11 protein-coding genes are annotated in these 13,506 nt (G+C 40.4%); 8 read left to right on the forward strand and 3 right to left on the reverse strand.

Annotation, left to right across the window (positions count from 1 at the left end; translation table 11 throughout):
* The first annotated feature begins 80 nt into the window (after window positions 1-80).
* From BMY50_RS00865 to BMY50_RS00885, 5 genes are all read left to right on the forward strand, one after another.
* A complete protein-coding gene (locus BMY50_RS00865) occupies window positions 81-341 on the forward strand; it encodes a hypothetical protein (protein ID WP_093316829.1) in 261 nt (86 codons plus the stop codon).
* Entirely contained in the window at window positions 328-1,659 is a 1,332-nt protein-coding gene (locus BMY50_RS00870) for a TolC family protein (RefSeq protein ID WP_093316833.1), read from the forward strand. Before BMY50_RS00865 ends, BMY50_RS00870 begins: the two co-directional genes overlap by 14 nt.
* A gap of 7 nt (window positions 1,660-1,666) precedes the next feature.
* A complete protein-coding gene (locus BMY50_RS00875) occupies window positions 1,667-2,716 on the forward strand; it encodes an HlyD family secretion protein (RefSeq protein ID WP_238383629.1) in 1,050 nt (349 codons plus the stop codon).
* Window positions 2,716-4,308 carry an MFS transporter gene (locus BMY50_RS00880; protein WP_093316843.1) on the forward strand — a complete coding sequence of 531 codons (1,593 nt, stop codon included), beginning with the start codon at window positions 2,716-2,718 and terminating at the stop codon, window positions 4,306-4,308. The genes BMY50_RS00875 and BMY50_RS00880 overlap by 1 nt, the downstream gene beginning before the upstream one ends.
* Before the next feature lie 426 nt (window positions 4,309-4,734).
* Window positions 4,735-6,132 carry a glycoside hydrolase family 43 protein gene (locus tag BMY50_RS00885; protein ID WP_093323406.1) on the forward strand — a complete coding sequence of 466 codons (1,398 nt, stop codon included), beginning with the start codon at window positions 4,735-4,737 and terminating at the stop codon, window positions 6,130-6,132.
* 47 nt (window positions 6,133-6,179) lie between these two features.
* On the opposite strand, the gene BMY50_RS00890 is transcribed toward BMY50_RS00885, so the two are convergent.
* From BMY50_RS00890 to BMY50_RS00900, 3 genes are all read right to left on the reverse strand, one after another.
* Complete coding sequence (locus tag BMY50_RS00890; protein WP_093316848.1) at window positions 6,180-6,575, reverse strand: VOC family protein; 396 nt, start codon at window positions 6,573-6,575, stop codon at window positions 6,180-6,182.
* Between the two features lie 210 nt (window positions 6,576-6,785).
* Window positions 6,786-7,310 (reverse strand): DinB family protein, encoded by a 525-nt coding sequence (locus BMY50_RS00895; protein WP_162276499.1) that lies wholly within the window; start codon window positions 7,308-7,310, stop codon window positions 6,786-6,788.
* Between the two features lie 48 nt (window positions 7,311-7,358).
* Window positions 7,359-7,790, reverse strand: coding sequence for an SDR family NAD(P)-dependent oxidoreductase (locus tag BMY50_RS00900; protein WP_093316856.1), 432 nt, complete (start codon window positions 7,788-7,790; stop codon window positions 7,359-7,361).
* A 224-nt stretch (window positions 7,791-8,014) separates the two neighbouring features.
* On the opposite strand from BMY50_RS00900, the gene BMY50_RS00905 reads away from it, so the two are divergent.
* The 3 genes from BMY50_RS00905 to BMY50_RS00915 all read left to right on the forward strand — a co-directional run bounded on the left by BMY50_RS00905 (window position 8,015) and on the right by BMY50_RS00915 (window position 13,486).
* Window positions 8,015-8,602: an RNA polymerase sigma factor gene (locus BMY50_RS00905; protein ID WP_162276500.1), complete on the forward strand. Its 588-nt coding sequence runs from the start codon at window positions 8,015-8,017 to the stop codon at window positions 8,600-8,602.
* A gap of 58 nt (window positions 8,603-8,660) precedes the next feature.
* Window positions 8,661-9,875: a FecR family protein gene (locus tag BMY50_RS00910; protein ID WP_093316865.1), complete on the forward strand. Its 1,215-nt coding sequence runs from the start codon at window positions 8,661-8,663 to the stop codon at window positions 9,873-9,875.
* A 257-nt stretch (window positions 9,876-10,132) separates the two neighbouring features.
* Complete coding sequence (locus tag BMY50_RS00915) at window positions 10,133-13,486, forward strand: SusC/RagA family TonB-linked outer membrane protein (RefSeq protein WP_162276501.1); 3,354 nt, start codon at window positions 10,133-10,135, stop codon at window positions 13,484-13,486.
* Window positions 13,487-13,506 lie beyond the last annotated feature (20 nt).

Here is a 13,506-nt window from a genome sequence, read left to right on the forward strand (position 1 = left end):
AGCAAATATTAGGCTAATTATATAAAAAGATAGCTTGGCATGTTGAATAATTTTGTGGTGTTAATAATTGTAGAATCATTATGAAACACAAAATCATTAAACCTGACAAAGATTTTGAGCTTGAAGTACAAGCCCAAAAATCTGAACATAAATTACCTCCTGCAGATGAAGAATTTGATAAAGCCAAACTCTACTGGCTGGCTTGTGCCTATTCCAGTCCCTTTATGCCAATGATAGATTTAAGCTTTGCGTTTGATGAGTTGAAAAAGATGCTAAAAGAATGGTTAGAAAAGAGAAAGAAACCAATTATTTATAAAAACAAAACTAATGAAACAATATAAAACAGTTCCGATTTTGGGCATACTTTTGCTGTTATTTGCACCCATTATTTACGCTCAGCAAACAAAAGTCCAACCTTTAAGTTTGGAAGAAATATGGAAAGTTGCTGAAATGAATAATCGGCAACTGAAACTATCCGACCTAAATCTTCAGCAAAGTAGAATGGAAATATTGGAAGCCAAAGACCGTTTGTTGCCCGAACTTTCAGTAGGTGGAGACATAAAACTCAATTCCAAATTTCTGATTTACGACAATGGATTATTCTCTTCTCCACAGGATGTGCCTGTAAAAGGCTATGGGTACGGAGTAGGCTACAACTTAAACTTTAATCTTTACAATGGTGGTAAAGACAAAAGGAACATCGCCATGAAAAAGGAAGAAGAGACACGAAAACAATATGAAGTGGATCTGCAAAAGCATAGTGTAAAATATAATGTTGCAGTTGCTTATTTTGATTTATATAAGTTTTTGCATTTCTATGATTTTCTTAATGCAGAGATTGAAGCAGAAAAAAAGCAATTGAGATTGATAGAAAGTCTGTATAAAAACGGTACCGTACTAAAGAGTGATGTGCTGAGAACTTCCGTGAAATTGTCTCAACTGGAACTTAATCTTTCCGATGTTACGAAAAAGACTGAAATCGCTAAACAACGGCTCAATATACTGATGGGGCGAGAAAATGATACTGAATTAGCAATACAACACGATGATATAATTGAATTAAACGCTATCAAAGATGATGACTACAATGATTATGTAGACATCGCTTTTAACAAATCTCCAGAGTACAAAATAGTAAATAGTGACATCAAATGGAGTGAACTGAACGTAAAACAAATGAAGGCTACGCTATTGCCCAAAGTTTCTTTGTACGCTAACTATAATTACAACTATCCACAGATTTCCTTTTATCCGTATTCAAATGACTTGTGGGGATTTGGTCAGACAGGAATTAAAGTACAGTATTCTATTGATAATTTGTACAAAAGCAAACATACAATTGCCCGTGCCCAAGTTGTCAGCAATCAGGCGAAAGAAAAAGCAGAAATGAAGAAGGACGAAATCTCTCTTCAGGTAAAAGAAGCTTATTTACAGCAACAGCAGGCTTTGGAGAGCGTGGAAACGGCAGAACAAAATATAATTAAAACTACCGAAACTGTCCGTGTTATCAGAAGTAGCTATTTAAATCAGGAATCGCTACTGACCGACCTTTTGGAAGCAGAAAATGCGTTATTGGAAGCAAAACTCAATCTAACAACAGCACAAACAAACGTCAACGTAACCCATATCAGGCTATTGGCAATCATAGGAATTCTTTAATACAAATATGATGAACAAAAATAAAACAGATAAAATTATTGTAAGCCTAACCAAATGGTTTGGTATCGCATTATTCGTAGGAATTATTATTTGGGGAGCTACCTATTTCTTAAAGGGATATCGCTATGAACAGACTAATGATGCTCAGGTGGATGCTTATCTCTCACCGATAAACGCAAAAGTGGGTGGCTATATCAGCAAAATATATTACAAGGACAATCAGTTGGTTAAAAAAGGTGATACACTTGTGGTCATTGAATTGGACGAGTATGGACTGAAAAAAGATGCTGCAGCAGCAGAACTCATGAGTTCACAAGCCAAATTACCCATCTTGACGGCGAACGAAGAAACGCAACTTAAAAGTATGGAGGTTATAAAAGCACAATTGGCAGGAGCTAAAGCGAGATTGAACCAACAACAAAAAGAATTTGACCGCTATAAAAATCTACTGGCGGATGAATCTACCACACAACAAAAATTCGACAATATCAGTGCTTCTTTATCCATTGCACAGTCAGACTATGATCAGGCTAAAGCTTCTTTACAAGTAGCGGAATCCAAATTGAATGATTTTAGAGCTCAAAGTAATGCTATACAGGCAGAGATAAAAATCAAAGAAACACTTCTTCAAAGACAGGAATTGGACATTCGATATACGGTTATCACTGCGCCTTTTGCTGGACAAATTGGTAAAAAGACCATTCAGGAAGGTCAACTGATACAAGCAGGGCAAACATTGGCTTTTTTAGTGAACAAGGCCGAGGAAAAATGGGTAATTGCAAATTTTAAAGAAACGCAGATTGGCAACTTCAAAATCGGGCAAGCGGTATCCATAGAAGTTGATGCTTTCCCGAATGAAAAATTCAATGGTACCATCGAATCACTTTCGCCAACCACAGGTTCACGTTATTCCCTACTTCCACCAGATAATGCTACAGGTAATTTTGTCAAAATCATCCAACGTATTCCCGTAAGAATTAAATTGACCGATACGCCTGAAAAATTAGGAAAACTCTCTGCCGGAATGAATGCCAATGTTTATGTTTTAAAAGATTAATGATGCAAGCACATAAAATACCAATCTTTAAATCCTGGGTATCTGAATGGGTGGCAAGATCCGTCATATTTGCTATTCTGATGACCTGTCTGTTTAGCTTCGCTTTTTACAGCAGTCCGATTGCAACAATGGGCTTTTACGGTGTACAACCTGCCGATGTGCAATATGGCATGGTCGTTATCTATGGTTCTACCGTAGCTTTCTTGGCGCTTGATTTTCGGATCGTAAAATATTTTGCACCTAGGAAGTATTTACTGATTGCTCTTGCCGTAAATGCAATATGTTCCGTGATCTGTTTTCATTTCAAAGATTGGACATTGTTTGTTATTTGCCAGTTTTTTCAAGGGATTACCTGTGCGTTGATGTCAGGCATCGTCTTACAACTGATTTTTCCACGGTTACAGTCTGTACGTGCACGTGTGATTGCTTTTAGCCTACTGTATGGCAGCATACAGATTGCCGTTCCTTTTTATTCTATTTTTACCAGCGTAGTCATTCATTTTTTTGATTTTAACTGGCTATTCTACGGATTTATTATCATACTCATCATGCTAACAATTACTGTTTTGCTTACGATGAACAGTAAAGCTCGATTTACCAAAAAGATACCACTTTATCAGGTGGATTGGATAGGCTATATGTTTTATGTGTCTTTTATTTTAATCTTGGGATACATCCTTGTATACGGGCGACAATTGGGATGGTTGGGTAGTTCATTAATCATTACTCTTAGTGTAGTTAATCTAGCTATTCTTTCACTTTTCATCATTAGAGAATTAAAGCTTAAACGACCATTAATCAACTTACAGATTTTCAAGACAAAGAATTTTGTCATTGGGCTATTACTACTTTTTACATTTTATATTTTTAAAGGAAGCACTGGACTTGCATACGGCTATCTTGAAGTAATTTTAGGAAATGACCCACTGAGCACAATTCCGATATGGACGGCTGTAATTTTTGGAACTACAGGGAGTATGTTCGTTACGTCCAGATTTGTATTGATGGGTTATAACCTGATAAGAATGATTATTGTTGGCTTTGGAATTATGGCGATTTATTATGCTTATATGATACTATTTGTTTCTGTAAAGGGCGAAACAATTGATTTCATTCTACCTATGTTTATTTATGGTGTGGCAACAGGAGTCTTATTTGTTCCTATTGTTTCGTTTACAGCTTCATCAGCACCGCCAGCAATTGCTATCAATGCATCGCTTGTTGGCATATTGGCTAGGTTTACAGGGTTTACAGCTAGTCTGGCACTGAATAACGAACTTCAATTATTTGCAAAATCAGGAGTTCGCGAAAAGATTCGGGAAGCAATCACGGAAACCAACCCTCAGTTATCAGCTACCTTACTGGACATTCAAAATCAATATATGAATGCCGGTAACGATATCTATACTTCAAAAGCAGTATCCTCAGGCTATTTTAATCAAATGGTAGGTCATCAAATATTGGCTCGTGCTACTAGAGATTATTATGATCTGATGTTAACAGGTGTGATTTTCGTAATTGTTATTTTACTCTTATTACCTCAAATTCAAAACGTTGTTTTGAGATTAAGAAAAGGTAATATACCTTATTAACTTTTATTATAGCAGATAATATCATATCACAGTATAATTCGTAGGGCAATCGTAAACATAAATTTTCGGCAAATCGGATAGATCGACTTTCATCTGATAATAAATTTTTCCTCGTTTATTCTGTTTGTAAGTGGTTGTAAATAAGGTCTTTCAGATGTATTGAGTAATTACAAATGATCCGTTATTTAGCTTCCTCCAAAGCTGACTTTTTTATCGGGAGATGAAGATACGAGCATGCTTTGCCTGATATCTAAATTATTTAGTGTGTAATTGACATTTTTTACATACCTTTAAATAAAATTTGCATTTCGGGTAGTTGATCATCCTTATCTTAGCTGCCCATATGTTGGAAACGATAACCAATTATTGATGCCTATGTTCCGATTTCAGAAAACTGGAAGATCGCATGGATCAAATCATGCACATATGAAGCCAAATACAAAAACAACTATCAAGACGCATTTATTGGGAGGGCTGTTGCTGCTTATAAGTCAGCAGGTTTTCGCACAAAATCCGATCATACAAACCAAGCATACAGCGGATCCTGCCCCTTTAGTATACAAGGATACGGTTTACCTCTATACGGGTCATGATGAAGACGACGCCTTTGGTTTTAAAATGAAGAATTGGCTGCTCTATACCACAACGGATATGGTTAATTGGCGTGACCACGGGCCGGTAGCCTTGCTTGAAGATTTCAAATGGGCAAATGCAGATAATGGCGCCTGGGCCCCGCAATGTGTGGAGCGCAACGGCAAATTCTATTTTTACTGCCCTATTCCCAATGGTGGTGGCATTGGGGTGCTCGTGTCAGATAGCCCTTATGGCCCATTTGTAGATCCCATCGGAAAGCCCCTGATAAAGCATTCTAAAGAAGATATTGATCCTACGGTTTTTATTGATGATGACGGGCAAGCGTATATGTATTGGGGTAATCCCAACGTATGGTACGTGAAACTGAACGAGGATATGATTTCTATTGATGGAGAAATCATAAAAGAAGCTTCCATGGCCAAAATTGATGGAAAGGAAGATCCTTTCCATTATCAAGAAGGACCCTGGGTATGGAAAAAAGCTAGTAACTATTACATGGCTTATGCTTCCACTTGTTGCCCTGAAGGAATGGGGTATGCCACGTCAACATCTCCCACAGGTCCGTGGAAGTTTCAAGGAATGATTATGCGTCCAAACAGCCGCTCTAATGGCAATCACCCCGGCATTATTGATTATAAGGGCAAATCTTACGTCTTCGGTTTCAATTACGACATCTTACAACAGACCATGAGCAAACATTACGAACGCCGGTCTGTGGCGGTCACCGAACTTCTATATAATACTGATGGCACCTTGCAAGAACTTCCTTTTTGGACCCGCAAAAGCGTCGAACCGGTTGAGACAATCAACCCTTACAAAAGAACGGAAGCCGAAACGATTGCTTTCAGCGAGGGATTAAAAACGGAAAAGAAAACAGAATGGGAACGTAATATTCCCTGGGACACAGGGGCTAAGCTTGCAGACCGTATGGTGGTAACTTCTGTACACCATGGCGACTATTTGATGGTAAGGGCGGTGGATTTTTCGAAAGGGGTGAAATCTTTAGATGTGAATGTCGCCCCACTTTATGGTGGAAGTATAGAAATCCGTACTGGCAATATAGAAGGCCCGCTATTGGGGGTTGTACAAATCAGTTCCAGCGGCGAGGGCGATGTATACCGTACGGTGAGTGCTCCCATGAAGAACATTTCAGGAATTCATGACGTGTTTTTTATATTTAAGGGAAGTAAGGATTTATTTGACTTTGATTGGTGGCAATTCAAATCTTAATGCATCCATGGATGCCATGCTATTAGCGCTAATGCCTACTTTCAATCTCATTTATCATTCGCTCCCAGATTCAAAGGCGTAAACAAGTTTACTAAATTACCGTCGGGGTCACGAAATAGCAGTGATTTATTTCCCCAAGGCATTAGCGTAGGTTTCTGAATAAGATAGGGTTGTAAGAAACTAGCCAATCTTTCATAATCACTTTCTACATCCTCAACCATAAATTCTATTATCACACTACGATTCGTAGCCGGTTGGGCAACAGACTCGCCACCAAAAAACTGCAACGTTTTTGTGCTTCCTATCGCTAAGGTGGCCGTTTTTGTTTTCAATTCCACAAAGTCAGGCGTGTAATGCACAACGGAATTTTGGGTCACTTGCTCATAAAATGCTATTAAGCCATTTATATTGGCAGTAATAATGCGAATTGATACTATATTCATTTTCTCTTCTTTTAAATTACGCTTCAAAAGTAAATTCGCATTGTGACAAAGGTATGTCAGGAGGAATCGAATTTTTAAAACTTCCAAGGTTTTGGAACAGAGAATTGGTCGCTTACCTTGCAGAACATACAAAAGGCGTATCTGCATACGGGTAATACCTTACTCTTGCATTTTACTCCGTGGGGAAGGGATTTTGCCCAATTATTTTTCTCATCTTCTTGATGGTCGTTGATATAAATACTGGTTCTCGATTTTGTTCTTCTGGTTTATATGGTGGCGTAAATGCATCTCGGTAAATTGATACCATTCTATGGGAAACATATATCCGAAAGCGGGATGTTCTACTTTGCCAAAAATGGTTTCGCAATTAATGCTATTCCAAAGCGTTTTGCTTTTTTCTAAATTATTTTTTAAATCTTCTTCGACTACATTAATGGATATTAAGTCATTTTCAGGGTCGGGTAAATCCCATTTCAGTTTCTCCTCCAGGTAACTGTTCCGCTGGTGCATTATTTTGCCATTTTCGCTCATTTCTTTATCCAAATTCATTTGATGCCCGAAACAGCTTTCTATCTGTTCGAAATACCAATCGTTTGAGATGACAAGGTGCGCATAAAGTTGAGCTAAAGACCATGTATCGGGGTTTTCTTTTCTCCTGAAGGTAGCTTCATCGTATTTTTCCAAACCGTTGATGAAAACATTCAGCGTTTCTTCAAATATTTTATCTGTTATCATTTGTTTTTTGATTTTGCATTTCATTGAACTCCACAAAACTACGGTGAATTACTGGTTTGAGCAGTGTGTATAAACGTCATCCTTAGGGGGTGTTTGCGGCCATTTAATTTTTATCATATGTATCATGTCTTTAAACTCGCTGATGCTCGCGGTCTCAAAGAGTGCCGGTGCGATTTGTCCGGCGTTGTGTATGAGGTAGTCAATAGCCGAAGCCTGGAAACTGTTGTTTAATGCTGGCAGTAGTTTATCCGAAAAGAAGGGCTCGTAATTTTCATAAATGCTCACGTCTAAAGGGAGGGCCAATGCTTTCTGTCCCATTTTTTTAATTTCAGACACCACACTGTCAGCAGCAGTTTGGTTCGACTGATAGGTGATCACTACATCTAATCCTTTTTTGGCGATATTGATGGCCATGTCTCTACCCAAGCCACGACTTCCGCCGGTAACCAAGGTGGTGTTACCAACTTGGTGAGGCTTCATTAAGACTCTTCCTGCTCAACCCTAAGTCCATTGAAAATAAACAGTCGCGTGATGCCGGCTAATCGGTGTGCGCAACGGTATAGGATTTGTTTATTATTATCTTTTGAATATCTTTGAAACGATCTTTGTGTATCAGCATATGAATTTGATGTGCAGAGCATCTCACCAATAGATTATAATACCTTTCCTCCCTGTTTTTGATGATGGAGTAAATAATGTTAGACATGAGCGTTCTGAACCCTGATGATGAGAAAGAGTTGCTGTACAGGTTGCAGGCTGGAAAAGTCCAGGCGCTTGAAGCGTTATATCATAAGCACAAAAAGAAATTAGCACTAAGTTTATTGAAGCTTCTCAAGGATGAAACCTTGGCCGAAGATGTATTGCAGGAATCTTTTATTAGAGTGTGGGAAAATCATGCGGCCATTGATCCGGAAAAATCTTTTGGTGCCTACCTCCATAGAATTGCCGTAAACTTGGTTTACGATATTTACAGACGATCTGCCCGCGATAAGCAGTTGAGTCAACACCTACTGAACCATACAACGGAACTGTACACACATATTGAGGAGCGCTTAGTTGGCCAGGAACGGCTGGGCCTGCTGAGAAAGTTATTGGAGCAATTGCCTCCACAGCGGCGAAAAGTGTTTGAACTATTTAAGCTCGAAGGTAAATCTTACCGGGAAATAAGTGCCGAATTGGGAATTTCAAAAGCGACTATAAACTCCCATATTACAAAGGTGAACCAATTTTTGCGGGATAGGCTTGGCAATCATATGATGGGTGTCGTTTTAGTTTTACCATTTCTGTACTAAAAAAATAAATTTTCCTTCATTACTTTTTTGCTTTCGTGCGTATTCCTTAAAAAAGGCATTGAAACGCATAGATCATATTAGAGAACTTTTTCAAAAATTTCTGCTTAACGATTATACCGAAGCGGAGTTTCATCAACTACAAACTTATTTCGATACCGATGCGGATGAAGAAGCAATAAAGCAGTTGATATACGATAGTATGACAGATGAGAAAACCGATGAAGGTATTTCAGACCACCGTGTGACTAATTTATTGAACAATATTGATCAGCATCTACATATAAATTTATTCCAAAAGGAGAACGTACCCTTTTTTAAACGAAAACTTGTTCATTATGCTGCTGCCGTATTGACGATATTGCTGCTGGGTTTATGGAGTTACAAACAGCTATTGTTTGATAAAAGTACCCATGTTAACCCAGAGGTCTCATTTGCGGATATATCGCCCGGAAAAAATCAGGCAACGCTGCAGCTTGCCGATGGAAGCAAAGTACAGTTGAGTGACAGACAACAGGGAATTGTCGTGAGCAATGGGGTTTCTTATATCGATGGAAGTTCCATTCCACTGTCAACATCTTCTCAAAACCCATCCGCTGAAATGACGGTATCAACGCCTAATGGGGGTACTTACCAAATCACCTTATCTGATGGTACGAAGGTATGGCTGAATACATCGAGTACCTTACAATATCCAATCCGTTTTAATGAACAAGAACGCGTTGTGCACCTATCCGGTGAGGCTTATTTCGAAGTTAAACCCCGTAAAAAGGCGCTTCAGCAAGGTGATGGTGGCCAGGGCAACATTAACATTCCGTTCAAAGTTATTACGGACAACCAGACCGTAATTGTCTTAGGGACGGCTTTCAATGTTTCCGCATATCAAGAGAAACAATCAGCCTACACAACACTCGTTTCGGGATCTGTGGAGGTCTGGGGTAATCAATCAAAAAACAGGAAAAGGTTAAATCCTGGGCAACAAAGCTTGCTGGAAAAGAATGATATACAGGTTCGTGAGGTCGATACCCGCAATTATACCGCTTGGAAGGATGGGGTGTTTTATTTTAATAGAACGCCTTTGATCGATGCTATGGACGCCATTGGGCGATGGTATGACGTCGATGTTGTTTACCAGCAGTCTGTTTCCAATACGCTCTTTTATGGAGAAATAAATCGGAATAAACCCCTGGCAGACGTGCTGGAAATGCTGCAAGAAGGGGGGGTAAAGTTTCACCTTCAAAAATCGGGGAAAAGACATATCGTGTCGGTCTATTGATCAACTATAGCTATTATAAATGAAAAAAGGGGAGGTAATTATATGTAACAAGGAAACCGTTAACCGTTAACCGCTTACCGTAGGTAAAAACCGGATGATGCTGAAGACATCACCCGATCAAATGCCTGCGATGGATCGGTTGCCTAAGGCAAAAAAATGAACCAATTTTTTTAAACCACTGCAAGCAATACAAACTTATGATTTTTGATCTAAGCATCAAAGACCGAAGCAGGTCTGTGATGTGCAAAATATTTCTAATGACGAAATTGACTTTTTTCATTACACTCTTGTTTATTACCCAAACTTTTGGCAAAACCTATTCGCAAACAATCAATCTTAAATTGCATAATACATCACTGGCGGAAGCAATGCGACACATTCAAAAGCAGAGCGGCTTTGCTTTTTTTCTGAATGGTGAAGAAATCGGAGAAACAAAAGTGAGTGTCGATGTATCAAAGGCCACCATTGATCAGACCATGACGGCGCTACTGACCGCTCTTCCGTTCGACTGGACTCAGAAAGGTGAAATTATTATTATAAAAAAGTCGGCGAAAAAGGTTATTCATTCAAAGGAGCGCGAGGCCAATGCGACCATGGGCATGCAGCAAAGGCTGATACGCGGTCGGGTATCCGATGGAGATGGCCTAGCATTAGCAGGTGTTACCGTATCCGTAAAGGGTTTCGCCGTCGGAACAAAAACAGATGATAATGGAACCTTTCAGTTAAGATTGCCTGAAAAAGCACAAATGCTTGTTTTTTCACTATTGGGTTTTGAAACGCAGGAGATTGCCATAAAGGGACAAAGCAACATCAAGGTGACCCTCCTAACCGCTATCAGTGATCTGGAAGAAGTGGTGGTTGTGGGCTATGGAACGCAGAAGAAAAGTGATTTGACCGGAGCCGTGACACGTATCGATGCGAGCAAGTTTGAAACGCAGTCTGCTACCAGCGTAACCGAATACCTGAGCGGTACGGTGGCTGGAATTGCTACAAATCAAGGTACCGGAGCTGCTGGTGGCGGTTCGATGGAAATTCGTGGCGCGAATTCGTTGAAGGCGGGCACCGATCCGCTGATTGTTTTGGATGGTGTGATCTACAATGGCGCCCTGCAAGATATCAATCCTTTTGATATTGCGAATATCGATGTGCTGCAAGATGCCAGTTCCGCAGCCGTTTATGGGTCAAGGGCTGCCTCAGGTGTTATTATTGTGACCACCAAACGAGGCAACAGTGAAGAACCTAAAATAACCCTTTCTACCATGACAGGTCTAGCCACTACGTCCAATGACTATAAACCTTTTGATGCGCAGGGCTATCTTCGCTACCGAAAAGATCTGATGCAACAGTTGGCGCCGCGTAGCGAATCAGGCTTTTACACCAATCCGAACCAGCTGCCCGCAGGCGTATCGCTAGATCAATGGCGCGGGTACAGTAACAATCCTAATGCGGACAATAACGTTGAATGGTTGACCAGGTTAAGGCTCAATGAAACAGAAATTGAGGGCTTTCAACAGGGCAGAGCAATTGATTGGTATGATAAACGGATGCAACAGGGGATACGCCATAACTATGATATCGCTTTTTCCGGTAAGGCATCTAAAGTGAACTATTATCTTTCTACCGGCTACACGAATAATGAGGGTGTTATTTATGGCGATCAGATCAAAACCTGGCGCACACGATTGAACCTGGAAGGTGATGTAGCTCGTTTCTTGAAAGTGGGGATTAATGCACAGTTTGCCAGTACAGATAACAGTTCCGTACCGGCGGGTGGAATAAACCGCTTGAGTCCATATGGAAGCTTTACAGAGGAGGATGGGACACTGAAAAGGTTTCCACACGATGATCCCTCTTTTCCCAATCCTTTCCTGGACGCCTACTACAAAGACCAATATCTGCGAAATAACCGTTTGTTTGCAACCTTTTATGCCGAATTGAAATTACCTTTTGGCTTCAAGTACAGGGCTTCCTTTCAAAACCGTTTAGAGATGACTAAAGACTATAATTTCTGGCCGGTTACTACCATGGAGGGCGGCGTCAATCGGCAAAATGGATTTGGTAACAGGGTAGATCAGCATGTTTACGAATGGATGGTGGACAATATTTTAACATGGAGCAAGCGTTTCAATAAGCATGGTTTTGATTTTACCTTCCTTGCCAATGCCGAAAAGTTGCAGATCCAACGTTCCGAACAGGAAAACGAAAACTTCGGTCCAAACGGTAACTTATCGTGGCACGGGTTACAATATGGTTCAAATCCGGTTTTGCTCAATGATGATATGGTGCGTACAGGGGATGCCCTTATGTTAAGAATGAATTACAATTATGACGAACGGTACCTCTTTACAGTTTCTTGGCGTCGCGATGGCTTTTCCGCTTTTGGTCAAAACCATTCCCGTGGCTTTTTCCCATCAGCCGCCTTCGCATGGAGATTATCTCAAGAGCATTTTTTTAACGTATCGTGGATAGATGACTTGAAAATGCGCTTCTCCTGGGGCGTAAACGGTAACAGGGATGTGCCCACCTACGCAGCATTGGCAAATCTTTCCAGAAATCCATATTTTGATGGAACGAATATCGTTGTGGGCCTAACCAATAGTACCATGGCCAATCCCAATCTGAAATGGGAGGGAACCGAAGCCTATAATGTGGGGATAGACCTCACCGCACTTAACGGGAAATTTACGGCATCGATTGATGCCTACAAGGGTACTACTAAAGATCTTCTGTTGGATAGAAAGTTGCCTAAGATTATCGGTTTTGATATGGTTACAACCAATCTAGGCGAGCTTTCGAACCGTGGTATCAATGCAACCATAGGTGGTCAGCTGCTTTCCAAAGAACGAATCAACTGGCGGAGCAGTTTAGTTTTTTCGCTCAACAGGAATAGGATCAACCGTCTTTGGGGAGACATGATCGAAGAAACTATCAATGGAGAAACAGTTAGGCGTGAAGTGCCTGATTATGCAAATCAATGGTTTCCCGGAGAAGCAATAGATCGGGTATGGGATTATCGTATGCAGGGAATATGGCAGGAGGAGGACGCGGAAGCAGCTGCACAATATGGCCTGCGGCCTGGTGAATATCGCGCCGAAGATATAAATGGTGACGGGGCGTACCGGCAGTTCGACGATAAAGTATTTTTGGGTTGGCGCGAACCCCGCTATACCTTCGGTTGGAGAAATGATTTTAACCTGCTCAAACATTTTGACCTCAGCTTATTTTTGCGTGCTGATCTAGGACATATAGGGGCGCGGGAGGATTTTAACCATTCCAGTTCCAATATTTACGACCGGGCAAACACCTTGGACATCCCTTATTGGACACCCGAAAACCGATCTAACAAATATCCACGACTGAATGTGAACTATAGACTGTACGAGGGGGGCATTAATCTGTATGAGTCACGCAGCTTTCTGCGCCTACAAGATGTATCGCTCGGTTACCGGGTACCACAGGACGTGATAAAAAAGTTATCGATAGATCAGCTCCGCGTGTTTGTCAGTGCCCGTAATTTGCTAACGGTATCATCATGGTCGGGTTGGGATCCGGAGTCAATAAACGATCCTATGCCGAAAATATTTACACTTGGTTTAAATGCATCTTTTTAATAACCTGAAAAATGAATAAT

Source organism: Olivibacter domesticus, from assembly GCF_900109575.1.
GTDB classification, from domain to species: domain Bacteria; phylum Bacteroidota; class Bacteroidia; order Sphingobacteriales; family Sphingobacteriaceae; genus Olivibacter; species Olivibacter domesticus.

Excerpts from the sequence above, each read along its gene's own strand:
- BMY50_RS00870 (WP_093316833.1), top strand. The coding sequence starts at position 328 with ATGAAACAATATAAAACAGTTCCGATTTTGGGCATACTTTTGCTGTTA.
- BMY50_RS00895 (WP_162276499.1), bottom strand. The coding sequence starts at position 7,310 with ATGATAACAGATAAAATATTTGAAGAAACGCTGAATGTTTTCATCAAC.
- BMY50_RS00890 (WP_093316848.1), bottom strand. The coding sequence starts at position 6,575 with ATGAATATAGTATCAATTCGCATTATTACTGCCAATATAAATGGCTTA.
- BMY50_RS00900 (WP_093316856.1), bottom strand. The coding sequence starts at position 7,790 with ATGAAGCCTCACCAAGTTGGTAACACCACCTTGGTTACCGGCGGAAGT.
- BMY50_RS00875 (WP_238383629.1), top strand. The coding sequence starts at position 1,667 with ATGATGAACAAAAATAAAACAGATAAAATTATTGTAAGCCTAACCAAA.
- BMY50_RS00905 (WP_162276500.1), top strand. The coding sequence starts at position 8,015 with ATGAGCGTTCTGAACCCTGATGATGAGAAAGAGTTGCTGTACAGGTTG.
- BMY50_RS00865 (WP_093316829.1), top strand. The coding sequence starts at position 81 with ATGAAACACAAAATCATTAAACCTGACAAAGATTTTGAGCTTGAAGTA.
- BMY50_RS00885 (WP_093323406.1), top strand. The coding sequence starts at position 4,735 with ATGAAGCCAAATACAAAAACAACTATCAAGACGCATTTATTGGGAGGG.
- BMY50_RS00880 (WP_093316843.1), top strand. The coding sequence starts at position 2,716 with ATGATGCAAGCACATAAAATACCAATCTTTAAATCCTGGGTATCTGAA.
- BMY50_RS00915 (WP_162276501.1), top strand. The coding sequence starts at position 10,133 with ATGACGAAATTGACTTTTTTCATTACACTCTTGTTTATTACCCAAACT.